This is a genomic window from Xanthomonas sp. NCPPB 3218 (genome assembly GCF_056725185.1).
In genome coordinates, this window is sequence record NZ_CM161516.1 from 2,107,603 (window position 1) to 2,125,911 (window position 18,309).

Genomic DNA, 18,309 nt, shown 5'->3' on the forward strand with positions numbered 1-18,309 from the left:
CGCTCGCAGACGCTCGATCACTCGCCCGGTTTTGCGCCTTCCAGCGGTGCGTGCGTGGCGGCGCGACGCGCCAGCACGCTTTCACGATGGGCGATGTAGACATTGGCACAGATGATGATGGCCGCACCGATCAGGGTATGGTGTTCGATCGCCTCGCCGAACAGCCACCAGCCCAGCAGCGCCACCAGCGGCAGCTGCATGAAGCTGATCGGCTGTAGTGCGGAGACTTCGCCCAGCTTGAGCGCGCGCGTCCAGAACAGCTGGCCGGCGGTGCCGAAGATGCCGGTCGCCGCCAGCCAGAGCCAGTCGATGCCCTGCGGCCAGCTCCACTGAAACAGTGCCGGAATCAGCGACATCGGCACCCAGAACACATAGGTGTAGAACACCACGGTGTCCGAGTCGTCGCTGCGCGAGAGCTGCTTGATCTGGATCGCCACCACGGCGCTGATCACCGCTGCCAGCAGCGCAATCAGCAGGCCGGGCGTAAAGGTCGACGAGCCCGGCCGCAGGATCACCAACACGCCGATGAATCCGGCCGCCACCGCCAGCCAGCGGCGCAGGCGCACCTGTTCGTGCAGCCACACCACGGCCAGCACGGTGACGAACAACGGGGTGGAATACGACAGCGAGATCGCCTGCGACAACGGCAGGTGGCCGATCGCCCAGAACCCGCACAGCATCGAGGCCAGGCCGATCAGGGTGCGTGCCAAGTACTGCGGCAATTGCCGCGTGCGCGGCGCCTTGCCGGCGCGCAGGATCAGCGGCAACAGGGCCAACAGCCCGAACGCATTGCGAAAGAACGCGATCTCGGTGGTGGCGATCGTGCCCGACGCCAGCCGGATGCAGATGGCCATCAGGCCGAAGGCGAAGGTACTGGTGAGCATCCACAGCGCAGCACGTCGTGATGCCTGCTGCGCTGTCACCAATGCGCTCCGATGATGCGCGGCTCCGGCTCCAGGATCACCGAGTAACGCTCGCGCACCGATTCGGCGATGCGGCGCGCAAAGTCCAGCAGCTGGGCACCGCTGGCGGTGCCGTAGTTGACCAGCACCAGGGCGTGATCCGGCGACACCCCGGCATCGCCTTCGCGCCGGCCCTTCCAGCCGCACTGCTCGATCAACCAGGCCGCCGACAACTTGCCCTGGCCGGGCTGTTCGCCGGGGTAGACCGGCATATCGGCAAAGGTGGCCTGCAGCGCGGCGATCTGCTCGCTGGGCAGCAAGGGATTCTTGAAGAAGCTGCCGGCATTGCCGAGCACATCCGGGTCCGGCAGTTTGCGCCGACGGATGTTGATCACCGCCTGCGCCACATCGGCGGCACCGGCCAGGTCGGCGCCCATGCTGGCCAGCTCCTCGCGGATACCGGCGTAGTCCAGCCGCAACTCGTGCAGCAGCGGCAGATTGAATTCCACCGCGACGATCAGATAACGCTCCGGCTGCTGCTTGAACACGCTGTCGCGATAGGCAAAGGCGCACTCGGCCGCAGTCAGCCGCACGAACTGCTGGGCATGCAGATCGAAAGCGTCCACCACATGGATGAAGTCGCCCACCTGCGCGCCGTATGCGCCGATGTTCTGGATCGGGCAGGCGCCGACGGTGCCGGGAATCAAGGCCAGATTCTCCAGCCCCGACAAGCCTTGCTGCAATGAATACAGCACCAGCGCGTGCCAGTTGACGCCGGCACCGGCGCGCACGATGGCGTGGTCGGCGTGGTGCGCGATGATGGCGATGTCGCGGTTTTCGAAACACAGCACGCAGCCCGGCGGGTCGCCGGCCAGCAGCACGTTGCTGCCGCTGCCCAGCACCAGCAGCGCTTGCCCGGCGATCTCCGGCGCTGCCAGCGCCTGCGGCAAGGCATCGGGTGCGTGGATGCTCAGCAACCAGCGCGCCGTGGCATCGACATGAAAGGTATTGAGCGCGCGCAGGGGCGCGTGTTCGCTCAAGTGCCAGCCGGCCTGCGTTGCAGCGCTCATAGCGGCGACACCGCACCGCCGCTGGGCGCTTCGCGGCGGCGACGGATCGCGTCCACGCATTCGCCGATCAGCGGCGGCCCGCGATACACCAGGCCGCTGTAGCACTGCACCAGCGTCGCGCCGGCTGCCATCTTGGCCACCGCATCCGCACCGGAGTTGATGCCGCCCACGCCGATCAACGGGATCGACTCGGGCAGACGCGCGCGCAGGCGGCGCAGCACCAGCGTGGATTGCCCCAGCAGCGGCGCGCCCGACAGGCCGCCGGCCTCGGCGGCCAGCGGATGGTTGGCGATCAGGGTGCGCGTTACCGTGGTATTGGTGGCGATCACGCCATCCACCGCCAGATCGGCCAGCACGCGCGCGGCCGCATCGATGTCGCGGTCGTTGAGATCCGGCGCCACCTTCACCAGCATCGGCACGCGCTTGCCGTGTTGCGCGGCCAGGGCTTCCTGGGTGTCGCGCAGATCGGCGATCAGCCGGCGCAGCGCCTGTTCTTCCTGCAGCTCGCGCAAGCCGGCAGTGTTGGGCGAAGAAATGTTAACGGTGATGTAGTCGGCCAGCGGGTATACGCGCTCCATGCAATAGCGGTAGTCGCTGGTGGCTTCCTCGTTGGGCGTGTCCTTGTTCTTGCCGATGTTGATGCCGAGCAGGCCGCCGCGCCGGCGCGCGCGTTGCACGTTGGCCACCAGCACGTCCACGCCCAGGTTGTTGAAGCCCATGCGGTTGATCACCGCCTGGTATTCCGGCAAGCGGAACATGCGCGGCTTGGGATTGCCTTCCTGCGGCCGCGGCGTCACCGTGCCGATCTCGACGAAGCCGAAACCCAGCGCAAGCAGTGCATCGATGTGCTCGCCGTTCTTGTCCAGGCCGGCACCGAGCCCGACCGGGTTGGGAAATATCAGACCGAAGGCCGGCGTCGGCAGCGGCACCGGGCGCTTGGCCAGCAGCGGCGTGGTGCCGGTGCGGTAGGCGACATCGATGGAGCGCAATGCCAGCGCGTGGGCGCGCTCGGCATCGAGGGAAAACAGCAAGGGGCGGGCAAGCGAATACATGCGGGTCAGTTCAATCCCCCGGCGAACACCCGGGTTTGGTATTGGAAGTCGATCAGCCCGTCGCGTGCATGCGCGTCGAACAGCGTGCGCAGTGCGGCGAGCATCGGGACATGGCGTGGGTCATGCGCGAGCGGGGCATACGACGAAGACAGCAGCCGGCCGCGCAAGGCATCGAAGTCCAGCCGTTGCACATTCGGAAAGCGTGTCATCGCGCGGAAGCCTTCGCCGAACCACGCCTGCATGGTGGCATCGTCCTGATAGCGTTCGGCCACGGCCGAATAGTCGGTGCCGTAGTCCAGCAGCAGTTGCTCGTAGCCGCGCAGGAAGTCGGTGGTGTCCAGCTCGCGGCTGTTCCAGTAGATCACCGCCAGCCCGCCGGGCTGCAGGATGCGCGCCCACTCGGCACGCACCGCCTGCACGTCGAACCAGTGAAAGGCCTGCGCCGCGGACACCAAGCCGACGCTGGCATCGGCCAGCCCGGTGGCCTCGGCGGTGCCGTCGACCGCGCGGAACTTGGGGAACTCCGCCAGCCACTGCTGCGCGGCTGCGCGCATGGCCGGGTTGGGTTCCACCGCCGTGACCGGATAACCGGCCTCCAGAAACAGCCGGCTGGAGATGCCGGTGCCGGCACCGATATCGGCCACTGCGGTGGCCGGCGTCAGGCCCAGCTCTTCGTGCAGCCAGCGCAGCAGCTGCGGCGGATAGCTCGGCCGGTAGCGCACATAGGCCGCGACGCGGTCGTTGAAGCGTTGGGCGGAGGAGGGCGCGGCCATGCTCAACTGTTGGCGGCCGCAAGCCAGGCCAGGCCGCCGAAGAACAGGATGAAGATCGCCACCCCTGCCACCCAGAGCGCGACCGCCAGCCAGCCAAGAATCAGCCCGCCGATGGCCAGCCCGTCGCCGTCCAGCCCCTGCGGATTGCGGCGGATTTCGCCGCGCGCCAGGTGGCCGGTGATGATGGCGCAGAGGCTGCCGAGGAACGGGATCAGCGTCCAGCCGAGAATGCCCGAGACCAGGCTGACGATGGCCATGGCACTGGTCTGTCGAACGACGACGTTCATCATGAACTCCTGAAGTGGCGGCAGCCGACGGCTGGCGTGGGCCGATTATCCCAGAGCCGCCGCCCGAATGGCGTGCCGTCTGCGGCCAGACGCTGTGCGTGGCCGGTTTTGACCGGAATGGGCGAGGCTGCATCTCTGGCCGTGCCCGACATCGGGACTAGCGGCCGATGAAACGTTGAGCACCGAGGTCGTGCGCAACTGCGTGACTCACTGCAAATGATCCAGGCACCAGGCCGCCGCTGATTGGCCGAGCCGTGCGCAGGCACAACGTGGCAGCCATGCTCCGGTACGCGTGCGACAGCGCGCCGGCTCGATGCCCGGCGCGCCTGCGCGTCGATCAAAGATCGAACTTGATGCCCTGCGCCAGCGGCAGCGAGTCGGAGTAGTTGATCGTATTGGTCTGACGACGCATATAGACCTTCCACGCATCCGAACCGGATTCGCGGCCACCGCCGGTCTCCTTTTCGCCACCGAACGCGCCGCCGATCTCCGCACCCGAGGTGCCGATGTTGACGTTGGCGATGCCGCAGTCGCTGCCGGCCGCCGACAGGAACTTCTCGGCCGCCTTCAGGTTCTGGGTGAAGATCGACGACGACAGGCCCTGCGGCACGCCGTTCTGCAGCTCGATCGCCTCGTCCAGCGTGCTGTACTTCATCACGTACAGGATCGGCGCGAAGGTCTCGTGCTGCACCACCGCGTCGCTGTTTTGCAGCCCGGTGACGATGGCCGGCAGCACGAAGTTGCCGGGGCGGTCGATCGCGGTGCCGCCCACTTCGACCGTGCCGCCAGCGGCCTTGGCCTTGGCGATCGAGGCCAGGAACTGCTCCACCGCGCCCTGGCTGTTGAGCGGGCCCATCAGGTTTGCCGGGTCGGTCGGGTCGCCGATCTTGCTGTCGAGCTGCTTGTACGCCTTGACCAGCGTGGCCAGCACGTTGTCGTAGATGGATGCGTGCACGATCAGGCGGCGCGTGGTGGTGCAGCGCTGCCCGGCGGTGCCCACCGCGCCGAACACGATGCCCGGGATGGCCAGCTTCAGGTCGGCGGTCTCGTCCAGGATGATGGCGTTGTTGCCGCCCAGCTCCAGCAGGCAACGCCCCAGGCGGTGCGCGACCTTTTCCGCAACCACGCGGCCGATCTGGGTCGAACCGGTGAAGCTGATCAGCGGGATGCGGGTGTCTTCCACCAACTTCTGCGACAGCGCCGTGCCGGCATCGTTGATCAGGAAGAAGATGTCCGGGAAGCCGGCGTCCTTCAATGCTGCATTGCAGATCTTCATCGTCGCGATCGCGGTCAGCGGGGTCTTGTTGGACGGCTTCCAGATGCAGATATCGCCGCAGATGGCCGCCAGAAACGCATTCCACGCCCACACCGCCACCGGGAAGTTGAACGCACTAATGATGCCGACCAGGCCCAGCGGCTGGTACTGCTCGTACATGCGGTGGCCCGGGCGCTCCGAGTGCATGGTGTAGCCGTACAGCATGCGGCTCTGGCCGACCGCGAAGTCGGCGATGTCGATCATCTCCTGTACTTCGCCGTCGCCCTCGGGCTTGCTCTTGCCCATTTCCAGCGCCACCAGCGAGCCCAGCGCATCCTTGTGCGCACGCAGCGCCTCGCCACACAGGCGAACGGCTTCGCCACGGCGCGGCGCAGGCGTGGTCCGCCACACCTTGAAGGCGGCCTGCGCACGCTGGACGATCAGCTCGTAGTCTTCCGGCGTGGTGGCCTGCACCTCGGCGATCACCGCGTTGGTGGTCGGATTGAGCGGCTGCAGCACCCCGGCGCCGGTGGCCTGCGACCAGGTCGCCTCGCCAAGATAGGTACCGGAATTGGACGCGGCGAGGTCGAGCGCCTTGAGCAGGTCAGCGGACATGGGATCTCCAAAGGTCGGGACGGTCGCGTGGCGGCCAGCGGCCCCCCACGACACGGGTAGCCGCCGATTTTAGCAGGCTCCGCCGACCACCCGCCGGCTTGGCAATCGCAACGATCGTGCGACAATGCCCACCTTGGCCCCGTAGCTCAGCTGGATAGAGCGTCCCCCTCCTAAGGGGAAGGTCGCCCGTTCGAATCGGGCCGGGGTCACCAGAAATCAGTGGTTTAGCGCGACACGCGCGTACTGCCCATTTTGCGTGACTACTGCCAAGGGTCGTATGGCGGGCCATGTCCAACTTGCATGTGTCCGGACCCTGTGCCCTCGCGATGCCACAGGGTCGGTCACCGACATCGCAGACGTTGAGAACCCAATGACCCGGTCCACGATTCCTGGCCGGGCAGCAGGCGCTACCTGATCAAGCACTTCTAGCCCTGCTTCACGTCGAAGGGCTATCAACGAATGCCAGGAGCTGCGTTTTGTGCATTTCCGCCCAAGCACGGACGTTGATTGCTGGCCGGCCCAGCAGATAGGGGACGTCGTCCTTGACCGTACCCATGTAGCCCATGCGTCCATCGGCGAACTGTGTCAGTAGCTCGAATGAGCTACGGGCATACCAGTCCTCGACTTCCACAGTACCTTTCTTGAAATGCGCTTCCACATCAGAGACACCGAGCATGTTGCAGTGAATCGGACGGTCGAGCACCTCGCTAAACGCGGCGGCAAGCTCTGCGCCGGTCATGGTTTCGGTACTGAGGTAGTAGTTCTTGGACCCGTGGCGTTCCGGACCCTCGCGCAGGACCTTGGCAGTTACTGCCGCCAGATCGTGAAGCGCGACATAGCCGACTCGGTTCTCACCCCAATAAACCGAGAACGTGCCTCCGACCGGCGGCGACACACTCAGCATGTTTTCGAGAAACACGTTGGGGTGCAGGTGCGTCCAGGCAATGCCGCTGGCCTCGATGTAGGCTTCGACCAGCGCGAACCAGCAATACTTCGAATCGGTAGCGTCGTCTGCCGCGAAGACTCCCTGGTTGACGATGTGCCGGACGCCGGCCTTTTTCGCCGCGTCCACCACGGTCTTGGTCTGGTGAGTCATGGCGATGGTATAGCCGGTCAGGACGTTCATGCGATCGACACCGCAGAGCGCAGTGGCAAAGGTGCGTGGATCATCGAGGTCGAATAACACGGCATCACGGCCCTCAGCGCGCAGCCGTTCCAGATCCTCCTGCTTGCGCACGCCGATGCGAACGCGCACGTCGCCTGGGTTCTTGTCGAACTCTTGTAAAATTAGGCGGCCGGTCTGGCCAGTGGTACCCATGAGGAAGATGAGAGGAGTGCTTTGGCTCATAAACGTTTTCCAGTGGTGACTTTTGGGTTGTGCAGGGCACGCGCGATCCGGCTAGGGCAATCTGGGCGTCGTGCATGTCCCAAGGCGAAAGAGCAGGGACACTTAGCGAGGCAGCAGAGTGCCGCCATCGTGGCGGCTCACCCATAGCCGGAACGCCGCAGTGGTCCGTTCGAACCATGAGCAACGCTTCATCGACCTGTTATGCCTCGCCGGCGGTGCCCACGCCCGAAGAGGGCAGGGCGCGCTTGATTGCAAAAGACGATATGTTTCGGACCCATCAGCCGGCAGTCTGCCGCTGAGGTAGCTCCTCAAGGCACGTTGCGACGCTCACATGAAGAGCGCCCGGGTAAGGCGAACGGCATACTCCGAGTCGGGGTTGGTGGTTCCGTCGCCAACCCGCTCCATGATCGCCTCGATCGCCAGGTCGCGGCGCTTAGGCAAGCGTGCACGGTCGGTAGCCTTCAAGGCCTGGGGCAGCTCCTCGCGCGTGAGGTCAGTGCAATAGCTTGGCGATCCAGGCTGCTGGCGCCATGATTCGCTGAGCGGTCCCGAATGGACGGCGTCAAGTCCGGTATCGTCCACCAGCCTCATCGCCATGTCGCGTGCACGGTCATCGTTGGCAGCGACGGGGATGGCGATTCGCCCCTCCGCGCCGGCAGGGACACCCTTCTCCGCGAAGGACGCGGAGGTGATGGCATTCCACGCCTTGGCGATAGAGCGGCCAAGCTGTGCTGCGACCCATTCGCTCTCTGTCAGCCCAGCCTCGATCTCCGCAATCTCACCATCGCGCTTGGGGTAGTAGTTGGAAGTGTCGATCACAACGGGATTGGCAGACAGGTTGGCAAACAGTGGGGCTATCTTTGGAATGGCACCGAGGGGCGTCGATAGAATCACCACGTCCACGTCCTGTACCGCTTCCAGGGACGTGACGGCACGGGCACCATGCCCAAGGATGTCGCCCTTGATGGTTTCCGGCCCTCGCGAATTGGCCACTTTGACTTCATGACCTGCGGCACTGAGTTTCTTCACGAGCGTTTTGCCGATGTGGCCGGTTCCCAATATGCCTATTTTCATTGTTTATCCTTTGAGTGGTCGATCGCTGCCAAAGGCGCGGCAAGCCGCGCGAAGCACTCCGTTCACCGCCCCGACTCACTGGAGCGGGCGCGGTGGATAATTGAATGCGCGCTGGCGTGCGTCAGGAATGGAAGGTCGTACTCGTGTCGACGGGCACGCGATCCATATAAATCCGGTTGCCAGGCGCTGCCTCATCTACGTACCCGAAAGAGATGCCGAACAGCAGCTTCAATTCGTCGGGAATGCCAAGGAATTCGCGGATTGTTCCGGCAAAGAACGCGAGCGCGGTTTGCGGGATGCCGCCGAGTCCGCGAGCTGCAAGCGACAGAAGGATGGTCTGGCCATACATGCCCATGTCACCGGCGACGCGTACATTGTCGCCAAATGAGGGCATGAACAAGAACGCGACCTGTGGTGCATTGAAAAACGAGTAGTTCATCGCTCCTACGCGGCGCCGGCCTTCCTTGTCTTCGCGCATGACGTTCATGGCTTCGTAGTAGGCCTTGCCTAGCGCGTCGTTACGTTTGCGATACTCGCCGTAGAAGTCATTCTGATCAAACGAGAAGTCGGGAGTGAATTCTCCTGCGTCGTTCTTGGCATGCAGTAACCTGGAAAGCTGCTTGAGCTTGTCGCCGCGGACAATGTGAGTATTCCAAGGCTGCGTGTTGCAATTGGACGGCGCGTGTTGCGCATCCTCCAGAACCTCCCGGATAACACGATCCGGCACCGGCTCATCCAGAAAGCCGCGTATCGAGCGACGCACGCGAGTTGCCTCGGTGAACGAGAGCATTCCTTCGGAGGTCGTTGCTGATTGTTCTCTGGCTTTGTGCATTTTTATGAATACTCCCGGATTTGTAAGGGCGTTCAGAGAATCCTCCAAGTCCGCCGCGGAACCTCAGAAAAATCTGGTGAACTACAACATAGTGCGCTAGATAAATGGGTTGAAGAGAAGGCTCTGGCGGCGTCTTTAGCCGAGTTGAGGACGACTCAGGGCCTGCAAGGTGTCGCGTAACTCGATCAAGCCCTGTTCGTCGAGCTTGCAAGCACTCTTGATCTTCTGGCTGACGCTCAAGATCTCGTCCCGGATGCCGCCGGCACGCGCTGTCAGATCAACAAGCACGCGTCTTTCATCGCGTGGGTCGCGGGCACGGGTAACAAATCCCGCCGCTTCAAGCCGCTTCACAAGGGGGGTGATGGTGCCGGTGTCCATGTCGAGACGCTCGCCAAGCATGCCTACGGACTGCGGCGAGCCATGCAGGAGCTCAAGTATCACAAGGTACTGCGGGAACGTCAGGCCCAGTGGCTCAAGGAACGGCTTATGCATCCGAGCCATTCTGTTGGCCGCTCCATACAGAGCGAAAGACAGTTGCAAACCCACGCTTTGAGACTTCGGCATCACGTTTCTGGTGAATTAGTCTTGTGCGCTAGACAATAAATCCGGCAATTCGCTATTGCAATAGCTGTGATTGACAAAGGGAACCAGCATGGCCTTTCCATACATTTTCGAGCGGCTGTCAACAGGCTTGGTCAGCGTATGTCAGCTGAGTCCCACGGATACGCTTCGTACGTGGGGAAGCCTTGTGCGCCCGAAGGCCGTTGTTCAGTGATGTGCAGTCATGGCTCAGACATTCTTGAATTGCGCCAGCATAGCCATGGTGTAGCGAGGTCGACTGTTGTCATCTGCATCTACACGCTCGGCGCTGCCCCCCGCGAGCAACAGGGACCGAATCTTCCCTCCTCCTAGCCACAGCGAGGCCATGGATCGGCACGAAGCCCTGCAGCCCCGGAAGGTCGCCCGTTCGAATCGAGCCGGGGTCAACAGAATCGACTGGACTGACGCTTGCGCTCGGCGCATTGCTGAGCGAGGTCATCGATTGCCTGAGCGATCGGTCGTATCTATCGTCCATCAACCCGACTCAGCCATGCCGCACAACCCGCACCCCTACCGGTCGTGCAAACTTGTCCATCGCCACCGAGGCGATGCGGCTATGGCGCAGCAGGCTGCCGAGTTGCTCGGGGACGCCCAGGCGTTGATCGACTTCCGGTTCGAGCACGGTGCGGCGGCGTTTGCGTTGATCGGCCTTGGCGAAGCGGATGCGGTTGTACTCGGCCCAGCCGACGGTGGTGATGGCGCTCATCAGGGCGATCACCGGCAGGGCGCCCAGTGCGAACGGATCCAGCGCGTTGTGCTTGAGGTACAGCTCCATATAGGCGCTGCGCAGGCCGAAGAACCAGGCGATCAGCGTTGCCAGTGGTGCCCACAGATAGAAGTAGACCATCCAGGCGCCGGCGGTGGCGGCGCCGTAGGCGAGGCGGCGCGAGCGGCCGAGGCGTTGCGGCAGGTTGATGATGGGCGGTGTCATTGGATTCCTCGGTCGGGGCTTTTCCAGCGGGCGCGTTTGCTGCGGCGCGCGAGCAGGGCACGGGGGAAGGCGATGACGGCAGTGAGCATGCCGATCATCCAGAAGGCGACCGGATACCAGATCACCCAGAAGAACTGGCGCGCCAGGCCTTTTTCGTAGCGGCGTTCGATCACCAGGCTGGTGGCGAACTGCATCAGGCACACCACCGCCAGCACCAGGCCATGCCAACGCGGCAGGATGGTGTCGACGTACAGCGCAGGCGGCAGCGGGATGACCTTGCCGAGCAGCCACAGCACGATGATGAAGAGCATCGTGTAGGCCCAGGCCAGGCTGAGCGCATATTCCAGCAGCACGCCCCACATGCGTCGGCTGCGCCAGGACAGCACGCGGCGGCCATGGCTCAGCAACACTTCCACACCGCCGCGCGCCCAGCGCAGGCGCTGCATCCATAGGCCGCGGAAGGTCTCCGGCATCAGGATCCAGCACAGCGCGTTGGGTTCGTAGCGGATATCCCAGTCGTCCAGCTGCAGACGCCAGGAGATGTCGATGTCTTCGGTGACCATGTTGTCGGACCAGAAGCCGACGTGATGCAACGCCGAACGCCGGAACGCGCAGATCACGCCCGACACGGTGAACAGCCGTCCGTAAACACGCTGCGCACGCTTGATCAAACCGACGATGGCGGAAAATTCGCCCACCTGCATGCGGCCCATCAGCGTGGTGCGGTTACGCACCCGCGGGTTGCCGGTGACGCCGCCGACGCGCGGGCCGGAGATCAGGTGGCCGACCATCCAGCGGGTGGCGTTCGGATCCAGGATGGCGTCGGCATCCACGCACACCAGATAGTCCGAGCGCGACGCCAGCGTGCCGACGCGCAGCGCGTTGGCCTTGCCGTGATTCTGCTCCAGATGGACCACGCGCAGGCGCGGATGCTGGTGGGTGAGATCGTCGAGCGCTTGGGCGGTGTCGTCGCTGCTGCCATCGTTGATGGCGATGATCTCGAAGTCCGGGTAGTTCTGCGCACTCATCGCGGCGATGGTTTCGCCGACATGCTTGGCCTCGTTGTAGCAGGGCACCAGCAACGACACGAAGGGCTCGCTGGCCAACGGTGGCGGCGACGAGGGACCCGGTGTGCCGCGTTCGCGTCGCAGGTAGTAGTACGTGCCTCCGATCATCCAGAAGAACGCCATGATGATGGGATAGAAAAACGCGAAGTTGAACAGGGCGCCCAACAGGAGGCTGGTCGTCATCGGCTACCGCTCGATATATGGGAATTGCCGAGCCGACATGGCCTCGCGCGCTTCGGGAAGAGACGGGTGGCCGCCGATGAAGTCGTCGGGGTAGTACGCCAGGTGGCGCACGCCCGCAGCCAGGAGCAACTTGCTGTGTTCGAGCAGCACGCCCTCCGGCAAGGGCTTGCCGGTGCGCCAATCCACGGTCTGCAGTTCGAAAATGGTGTTCTCGAAACCATGCGGCTGCTGGCCGACCCGCTGCGCCAGCTGCTGCAGCCAATGTTGCGGGTCGTCGGCCTGCTCCATGTACGGCATCGCCATCAGCGCGGTGTAGTCGTAGGCCGAAGCAAACGCATCCAGGCGCTGCGCGAACCAGACCTCGCTATGCGGCTGCAGCACTGGCTGCGCGAACAGGTTGCGTACGGTCACCAGCTTGGGGCGCCAGCGTTCGGCGGCTGCTTTGAGCTCCTGGGTGAAGCCGATCAGCTGCTGCGTGCGCGTGGCAGGATCGCCATTCCCGTAGGCAGGCACTTCGTCGTCGCGCAGGTAGGCATCGTCATGGAACAACAGGCCTTCGAAGTAGGTGTTGGCGGCCAGGTCTTCGTAGATGTCGGCGACCAGCTGATGCGTGCGCGGATTGCCCGGATCCAGGCGCGGCACATCCTTCGGGTCCTTGCCGCGAATCTGCAGCGCCGCCTGCTGCTGCGCGTCGGGCAGATGGAAGCCCAGCACCGGCAACCAGGCGAACACGCGCACGCCGGCACGGGTGCGCAGCTGCCAGGCCACACGCCCGAACAGATCCGCGCGCATCGGCAGATGCCGGTTGGGGAAGTACAGCGCATCGGCTGCGCCATCGCCATCCGGGTCGGCGAAGGCCTGCAGGAACACATGGCTGGGGCCGATGTCCTTGACGCGCTGGACAAGGATGTCGAGGTTGCGTGCCAGCTGCGCCGGGTCCGGGTCGTAGACGTAATCCAGATCGATCTGGATCGCACGCAGGCCATCGCGCGACAGATCGCGTCGCAGTTCGCCGGCCAGGTCGCGCACATCGGGGTTGTTGAACAGCAAGAGGCGGCCGAGGCTGGCCAGCGATTGCCCGTCTACGCGGTCGCGGCCCTGCTGGCCGATATCGGCTTCGTGCGAGCGGCCTTCCAGGTCGAAGCTGAGCGTCATGCCCAGTTGCGCGGCAATGGCGTTGCTGGCGCGGTTGTATGCGGCATACGGCCACACCATGGCGCGCGGCGGTTTGCCCAGGTGCGCCACGATGGCGTCGCGGCTATGGCGCAGATCGGTCTGGATGCGCTGGCGATAATCCGCTTCGCTCTCATAGCCCTTGCCCGCTTCCCAACGACGGGTGACCGCTGCCGGGGTCTGATTGCCGAATGGATTGCCGGGGATACCTTTGTGCAGATCGTCGCTGTGCGAACCGATTTCGATCAGGCCGCTGTCCTGCATTTCGCGCAGTTGTGCCCAGGTGACGAAATCATCGTGGGTGAAATCGCGATGGCCGTAGGGCACCACCTGGTCGGCCGGCAATTCGACCCAGCTGGTGACCGGTGCGACCAGCGCGGGATAGCCATAGGCCTGCAATAAGGGGAACACACGCGTGTAGACGCTGCGCAAGCCATCGTCGAAGGTCAGTAGCACCGGCCTGGAGGGCAGGGCGCGCCTGCCGGCACGTGCATCCAGGACCTGCTGCACACTCACCGGGTGATAGGCGTGCGAGCGCAGCCAGTCCAGATGCGCGGCGAAGTTGCTGGTGGACACCGCATAACGATCGGGATCGCCCTTGGCGGCGACGTCGTCGCGAACATCGTGGTAGCTGAGCACCAGCAGGCCCGCCTGCGCCGACGACGCGAACGTCATCAGCAGCAAGGCGACCAGCAACAGCGGCAGGCGGATCAAGGCGTACCTCCCCATCGGAAATCCAGGTCGAATCCAAGTTGTTGTTCGCGCTGGCCGTCGTAGACCGGGCGAGACCAGCTCACGCCGTAGCTCAGCGCACTGCCGTCGCCCAGCGACCACAGGTGCCGGTAGGCCGCACTGGGCACCCACTGGCTGCCGAAGCCGGACTGATAGGTCGGCCCGACGGTGACCTCCAGCCGCTGCCGGAAGGCGTAGTCGTAGCGACGCCAGCCGATCTGATCGATGCGCACGCCAGCGGCCACCGCAGAGTTGCGGCGCGGATTGAAGTAATTGACGGCGCGGTCGTCTTCGGCGCGTCCGGCCGAAGCGGCGAACAGGCCATCCAGCAGCACGTGCGGGCTGGCCCACAGGCGCTGGCTGCCGGACAGATCCAGCTGATCGCGCCGATTGCCGTCGCTGTAGCGCAGCTGGCGTGCCTGCAGTTCCCAACGGCTTTCGTCGTTGGGTGTCCAGCGCAGGGCGGCGCCGATGCTGTCGCCAGTGATGCCGAAACGGCGTGCCTGCAATGAGGCGTCCGGATCGCGTGTGCGCCAGGCCAGGCTGCCGTACCAGGCATCGGAAAACCGCCAGCCGGCATCCAGCGCCCAGGCGGTGCCATCGCGATCGAATTCGTCGAGCGCCCGTCCGCCGTAGGCGCTGACATCCAGGCGGTCGTAGCGGTAGTGCGTGCCCAGCCAGAAGCTGCGATAACGTACGCGCGTGTCCTGGAAATCGGCCCAATCGTCGCGTGCACGCAATCCCACGCGCCAGCGCTCGCCGAGCAGCGGCGATTCGGCTTCCAGCAGCGTGCTGCCGAAGTCGTTGCCGAGCGGCGAGGTGCTGTTGGTCAGGGTGTCGTTGTCGCTGCGGCCGCGCGCATGGCTGAGATGTACCTGCCAGCCGCGCTGGCGTTCCAGCGAGGCGCCAAGCCGCTGCAGGCCGGCGTCATCCGGATATTCCTTGCGCAGCGGCGCAAAGGTCGCTGCGGCCAGATCCAGGCGATCCAGATCGCGCTGCGCTTCGACCACGCCACTGCGCGCCTGTTTCTGGTGCGGATCCAGCGTCAAGGCCATCGCATTGCGTTGCAGCGCGGCGCTCGGGTGCCCGCGACGGAATTCGATCGAGGCCAGTGCCGCCTGCAGCTCCGCATTGTCGGGGCCGATGGCTACGCGTTCGCGCAACAGGGCGTCTGCGTCGCGATTGTGGTTGGCCGCCGAGCGTGCGGTGGCCAGGGCAATGTCTGCGCTGAAGCGATCCCAGTTTTCGTAGCCGCTGCTGGCGCCGTTGCGGCGCGGCCACGGCGCCTGCGTGGCCGCGAGTCTTTCAAACAGCGGCATCGCCAGGTCGAAGCGTTCCTGCTCGAGCAAGGCGTAGCCCAGCAGCAGCTGCGTATTGAAGTCGTCGGGATTGTGCTGCAGGGCCTGCCGGAGCACGGCTTCGGCCTCGGCCGGGCGACGCAGGCCCATCAGCGAATCGCCGACCGTCGGCAGTACATAGGCGGGAACCTCGATACCTTCCGCCTTCAACGCCTGGTAGTTGGCCACGACGTCGCGATGGCGCTGCCGCTGGTTGAGCGCGACCAGGCTGTCGACGCGCAGCCGCGTGGCTTCCCACGTCAGCGTCGGCGGTGATTCGCGTTCGATGCGGGCGACATTGACCAGGGCCTGGTCGGTCTCGGCATAGCGGTGTGCGGTGTCGATGGGTTCGGCGCTGGCCCACCCGATCATGCGGGCGACACGATCGTTTTCGATGCGCTCGCGCTCCTGCTGCGAGAACCAGTCCGGATGCCGCCACACGGCCTCTGCTGCGAGCTGTGCGCTGCCGAGGTCGCTCAGCGTGATCGCACGCATGGCATAGGCGCCACGGTCCCGTGGGTTCGCACGCAGTACACGCTCATAGATGGCCAAGGCATCCGCATGGCGTTGCTGGGCGCGCAACTGCTCAGCCTGCTGCATGGGAGTAAGGGCGGTGGAGGCATCAGTCACCCCGTTAGGCCGCACTTCACCACTGTGCGCCTGGGGCACACATGCGGCGATCAAAGCGAGGCTGAGCAGAGGAGTGAGTGCGCCCGTGCGGTCAGGACGGCCGCGACGCACGTGGTTGCAAAAGCTGGGGGAAAAGGCAGTGCATTAGCGGTCCAGGCGTATGACGACTGGCGATACTGCGTATGCCCACGTAAAGCCGACGTCATCACGAATTTAACGCGATCTTCATCGGATCAGTCTGCTTTAAGTGTGACATCAGTCACTAAAAACGCGTTGAGGCAATCTTCCCGTTCCAGTCAATCGCCTTCAAGCGGCGCCACGGGGGCCTGGAAATTGACGGGGCGGGCATCACTCGAATACGCCCATGATTTGCCACGCTGGTCGCAGTTACATATGCATTAATCGTCATTACTGTGTTGTCTACGTTAGTCACGCGTTGCCGGATGTTTTGCGCTTAAAAGGGGCGGAATTAGGTAGCAGAGCCGATACGCAGGGATATTTTTGCCCGCTTTTTAAGTGATTTAAGTCACAAAATTGGAAGGGTCGGGTTTTTCTTACAGGGTGGCCCCTACACGGCGCGTTGACCAGTTCTTAACGTTCCATCACAGTTGCGCCGCGTTCGTTGTGCTGAAGGTTGCGTCGCCGTCTTGGTGGCCGGGCATGGCGGTGTGAGCGACGGGGCGCCCAAGCGCGGCCCGCCGGACAGGGGGCAGGACAAATGTGGATGCGTTCGGCGCCAATGGCGCTGGCGGCTTGCCTATGGGCTGTCGCCGGGCTGGCGGCTGCACAACAAACAGCACCGACAACGCTGGATCGCCAGGAGCAATTGCGCCAGGCCGAGGAGATTCAGCGGCGTCAGGAACAGGAGCGACAAGCACCCTTCGCCGGCCCGCGCGAGGATGCCGAGCGCGTGGATGCGCGCAGCACCGTGCTGCCAAAGGAGGAACTGTGTTTCCCGATCGCCCGCGTGCGCCTGTCCGGTGCAGGAAACGACGGTGCACGCTTTGCGTGGTTGTGGACCTCGCTGCGTCGTTATGAGGGCCGCTGCATCGGTCGCGCGGGTATCGACATCATCCGCCGTCGCGCCCTGGACCAACTGGTCGCGCGCGGTCTGGTCACCACCCGCATCGGCGTGCCCGAACAGGATCTTTCGCGCGGCGAACTGCGTTTCGAACTGATGCCCGGCCGCTTGCGTGCGGTGCGCGTGGTTTCCGACACCGGCGGCGAACATTGGAAGAGCGCGCTGCCGCTACGGCATGGCGACCTGCTGGACCTGCGTGCGATCGAGCAGGCGGTGGAGCAGTTCAAGCGACTGCCATCGCAGGACGCCAAGATCGACATCGCGCCGGGCGAGGCACCGGGCGAATCGGATCTGGTCATCACCTTGCAGCATGGTCGGCGCTGGCGCGGCGTGGCCAATGCCGACGATTCTGGCGTGGAAGCCACCGGGCGCGTGCAGAGCGGGCTGGATTTTTCGCTGGACAACCCGCTGGGGCTCAACGATCTGCTCAGCGTCGGCTACAGCCATGACCTGGCCACGCGCGACGAAGAGCGCGGCACGCGCGGCAATAGTCTCAGTTACAGCCTGCCATGGGGCTGGTGGACGTTTGCGTTGTCGGCCTCGTCGTACCGCTACCACCAGCGCGTGGACGGATTTTTGCAGACCTTCCAGTCCAGCGGCGAATCCAGCAACGCGCAGCTGGATATCCAGCGCGTATTGCATCGCAACGGCACCAGCAAGACCTCTGCCGGTGTCACGGTTGGCCGGCGGCGTGCGCGCAGTTATCTGGATGGCGTGGAGATCGGCATCCAGCGTCGCGATACCAGCAGCGCGGAGTTCTACGTCACCCATCGCCGCTATCTGGGGACGATGCAGTTGGACGTGCGTATCGCGCATCGGCGTGGCACGCCGTGGTTCAACAGCCAGTGGACCGGTTACGACCCGCAGATCGGCTTCCCGACATTCCGTTATGGCGTGACCACGCTGGACGTGAGCACCGCCATGCCGTTCAAGCTGGGACCGGTGCCGATGGCGTGGGAAAGCAGCCTGCGTGCGCAAACCGCAGGCGAGCTGTTGCTTGGCTCGGAGTTCGTCACCATCGGGGGCCGCTACAGCGTGCGCGGCTTCGATGGCGAAGCGACCTTGGGCGCGGAAAAAGGCGCGTATTGGCGCAACACCTTGAGTTTTCCGATCCAGCAGATCGGGCTGACACCGTACCTGGGAATGGATGCCGGTCGCATCGATGGCACCAGTGCCAGCGGCCTGCGCGGCCGCAGTCTGATGGGCGGCGCGGTGGGTCTGCGCGGGGGCTGGTTCGGTGCCAGCATCGATGCGTTTGCCGGCTGGGCGATCCATCGCCCGGATGGGTTTGGAAGTGCGCAGCCGGCGTATGGCGCGCGTGTGATCTACCAGTTCTGACATGGATCGCGCCGCCAGCCGGCAGCGCG

15 protein-coding genes and 1 tRNA gene are annotated in these 18,309 nt (G+C 64.5%); 2 read left to right on the forward strand and 14 right to left on the reverse strand.

Going from position 1 to position 18,309, the window contains the following annotated elements; translation table 11 throughout:
- Nucleotides 1-17 precede the first annotated feature (17 nt).
- The 6 genes from AC1PLS_RS09375 to amaB form a co-directional block, all read right to left on the reverse strand.
- Nucleotides 18-926 carry a DMT family transporter gene (locus AC1PLS_RS09375; protein WP_046342396.1) on the reverse strand — a complete coding sequence of 303 codons (909 nt, stop codon included), beginning with the start codon at nt 924-926 and terminating at the stop codon, nt 18-20.
- Complete coding sequence (gene murB / locus AC1PLS_RS09380; RefSeq protein ID WP_184434701.1) at nt 920-1,972, reverse strand: UDP-N-acetylmuramate dehydrogenase; 1,053 nt, start codon at nt 1,970-1,972, stop codon at nt 920-922. The genes AC1PLS_RS09375 and murB overlap by 7 nt, the downstream gene beginning before the upstream one ends.
- Nucleotides 1,969-3,024 carry a quinone-dependent dihydroorotate dehydrogenase gene (locus AC1PLS_RS09385; RefSeq protein ID WP_016903108.1) on the reverse strand — a complete coding sequence of 352 codons (1,056 nt, stop codon included), beginning with the start codon at nt 3,022-3,024 and terminating at the stop codon, nt 1,969-1,971. Before AC1PLS_RS09385 ends, murB begins: the two co-directional genes overlap by 4 nt.
- A gap of 5 nt (nt 3,025-3,029) precedes the next feature.
- Nucleotides 3,030-3,797, reverse strand: a complete 768-nt coding sequence (locus AC1PLS_RS09390; RefSeq protein ID WP_184434699.1) for a class I SAM-dependent methyltransferase — start codon at nt 3,795-3,797, stop codon at nt 3,030-3,032.
- 2 nt (nt 3,798-3,799) lie between these two features.
- Nucleotides 3,800-4,084, reverse strand: coding sequence for a DUF4190 domain-containing protein (locus AC1PLS_RS09395; RefSeq protein WP_016903110.1), 285 nt, complete (start codon nt 4,082-4,084; stop codon nt 3,800-3,802).
- 337 nt (nt 4,085-4,421) lie between these two features.
- Nucleotides 4,422-5,954 (reverse strand): L-piperidine-6-carboxylate dehydrogenase, encoded by a 1,533-nt coding sequence (gene amaB / locus AC1PLS_RS09400; RefSeq protein WP_102252462.1) that lies wholly within the window; start codon nt 5,952-5,954, stop codon nt 4,422-4,424.
- Nucleotides 5,955-6,089: 135 nt separating this feature from the next.
- Here amaB and AC1PLS_RS09405 point away from each other — a divergent pair.
- Nucleotides 6,090-6,166 (forward strand) — tRNA-Arg (locus AC1PLS_RS09405).
- A 224-nt stretch (nt 6,167-6,390) separates the two neighbouring features.
- Here AC1PLS_RS09405 and AC1PLS_RS09410 read toward each other — a convergent pair.
- The 8 genes from AC1PLS_RS09410 to AC1PLS_RS09445 all read right to left on the reverse strand — a co-directional run bounded on the left by AC1PLS_RS09410 (nt 6,391) and on the right by AC1PLS_RS09445 (nt 15,831).
- Nucleotides 6,391-7,302, reverse strand: a complete 912-nt coding sequence (locus AC1PLS_RS09410; RefSeq protein ID WP_065032283.1) for an NmrA family NAD(P)-binding protein — start codon at nt 7,300-7,302, stop codon at nt 6,391-6,393.
- A 327-nt stretch (nt 7,303-7,629) separates the two neighbouring features.
- Nucleotides 7,630-8,376, reverse strand: coding sequence for an NADPH-dependent F420 reductase (locus AC1PLS_RS09415; protein ID WP_481104416.1), 747 nt, complete (start codon nt 8,374-8,376; stop codon nt 7,630-7,632).
- Between the two features lie 121 nt (nt 8,377-8,497).
- Complete coding sequence (locus AC1PLS_RS09420; protein ID WP_126966368.1) at nt 8,498-9,208, reverse strand: nitroreductase; 711 nt, start codon at nt 9,206-9,208, stop codon at nt 8,498-8,500.
- A 135-nt stretch (nt 9,209-9,343) separates the two neighbouring features.
- Nucleotides 9,344-9,700 (reverse strand): MarR family winged helix-turn-helix transcriptional regulator, encoded by a 357-nt coding sequence (locus AC1PLS_RS09425; protein WP_202397492.1) that lies wholly within the window; start codon nt 9,698-9,700, stop codon nt 9,344-9,346.
- Between the two features lie 592 nt (nt 9,701-10,292).
- Nucleotides 10,293-10,739 carry a poly-beta-1,6-N-acetyl-D-glucosamine biosynthesis protein PgaD gene (pgaD, locus tag AC1PLS_RS09430; protein WP_184434693.1) on the reverse strand — a complete coding sequence of 149 codons (447 nt, stop codon included), beginning with the start codon at nt 10,737-10,739 and terminating at the stop codon, nt 10,293-10,295.
- On the reverse strand, nt 10,736-11,989 hold the full coding sequence (gene pgaC / locus AC1PLS_RS09435; RefSeq protein ID WP_039527593.1) for a poly-beta-1,6-N-acetyl-D-glucosamine synthase: 1,254 nt from the start codon (nt 11,987-11,989) through the stop codon (nt 10,736-10,738). The genes pgaD and pgaC overlap by 4 nt, the downstream gene beginning before the upstream one ends.
- 3 nt (nt 11,990-11,992) lie before the next feature.
- Nucleotides 11,993-13,891: a poly-beta-1,6-N-acetyl-D-glucosamine N-deacetylase PgaB gene (gene pgaB, locus AC1PLS_RS09440; RefSeq protein ID WP_184434690.1), complete on the reverse strand. Its 1,899-nt coding sequence runs from the start codon at nt 13,889-13,891 to the stop codon at nt 11,993-11,995.
- A complete protein-coding gene (locus tag AC1PLS_RS09445; RefSeq protein WP_481104417.1) occupies nt 13,873-15,831 on the reverse strand; it encodes a tetratricopeptide repeat protein in 1,959 nt (652 codons plus the stop codon). Before AC1PLS_RS09445 ends, pgaB begins: the two co-directional genes overlap by 19 nt.
- Nucleotides 15,832-16,579: 748 nt before the next feature.
- Here AC1PLS_RS09445 and AC1PLS_RS09450 point away from each other — a divergent pair.
- Nucleotides 16,580-18,280, forward strand: coding sequence for a ShlB/FhaC/HecB family hemolysin secretion/activation protein (locus AC1PLS_RS09450; protein WP_184434684.1), 1,701 nt, complete (start codon nt 16,580-16,582; stop codon nt 18,278-18,280).
- The last annotated feature ends 29 nt before the right edge of the window (nt 18,281-18,309 follow it).

Bases quoted from the DNA above. Each gene is read 5' to 3' on its own strand.
- murB (WP_184434701.1), bottom strand. From the start codon at position 1,972: ATGAGCGCTGCAACGCAGGCCGGCTGGCACTTGAGCGAACACGCGCCC.
- AC1PLS_RS09385 (WP_016903108.1), bottom strand. From the start codon at position 3,024: ATGTATTCGCTTGCCCGCCCCTTGCTGTTTTCCCTCGATGCCGAGCGC.
- AC1PLS_RS09390 (WP_184434699.1), bottom strand. From the start codon at position 3,797: ATGGCCGCGCCCTCCTCCGCCCAACGCTTCAACGACCGCGTCGCGGCC.
- AC1PLS_RS09395 (WP_016903110.1), bottom strand. From the start codon at position 4,084: ATGAACGTCGTCGTTCGACAGACCAGTGCCATGGCCATCGTCAGCCTG.
- amaB (WP_102252462.1), bottom strand. From the start codon at position 5,954: ATGTCCGCTGACCTGCTCAAGGCGCTCGACCTCGCCGCGTCCAATTCC.
- AC1PLS_RS09410 (WP_065032283.1), bottom strand. From the start codon at position 7,302: ATGAGCCAAAGCACTCCTCTCATCTTCCTCATGGGTACCACTGGCCAG.
- AC1PLS_RS09415 (WP_481104416.1), bottom strand. From the start codon at position 8,376: ATGAAAATAGGCATATTGGGAACCGGCCACATCGGCAAAACGCTCGTG.
- AC1PLS_RS09420 (WP_126966368.1), bottom strand. From the start codon at position 9,208: ATGCACAAAGCCAGAGAACAATCAGCAACGACCTCCGAAGGAATGCTC.
- AC1PLS_RS09425 (WP_202397492.1), bottom strand. From the start codon at position 9,700: ATGCATAAGCCGTTCCTTGAGCCACTGGGCCTGACGTTCCCGCAGTAC.
- pgaD (WP_184434693.1), bottom strand. From the start codon at position 10,739: ATGACACCGCCCATCATCAACCTGCCGCAACGCCTCGGCCGCTCGCGC.
- pgaC (WP_039527593.1), bottom strand. From the start codon at position 11,989: ATGACGACCAGCCTCCTGTTGGGCGCCCTGTTCAACTTCGCGTTTTTC.
- pgaB (WP_184434690.1), bottom strand. From the start codon at position 13,891: ATGGGGAGGTACGCCTTGATCCGCCTGCCGCTGTTGCTGGTCGCCTTG.
- AC1PLS_RS09445 (WP_481104417.1), bottom strand. From the start codon at position 15,831: ATGCAGCAGGCTGAGCAGTTGCGCGCCCAGCAACGCCATGCGGATGCC.
- AC1PLS_RS09450 (WP_184434684.1), top strand. From the start codon at position 16,580: ATGTGGATGCGTTCGGCGCCAATGGCGCTGGCGGCTTGCCTATGGGCT.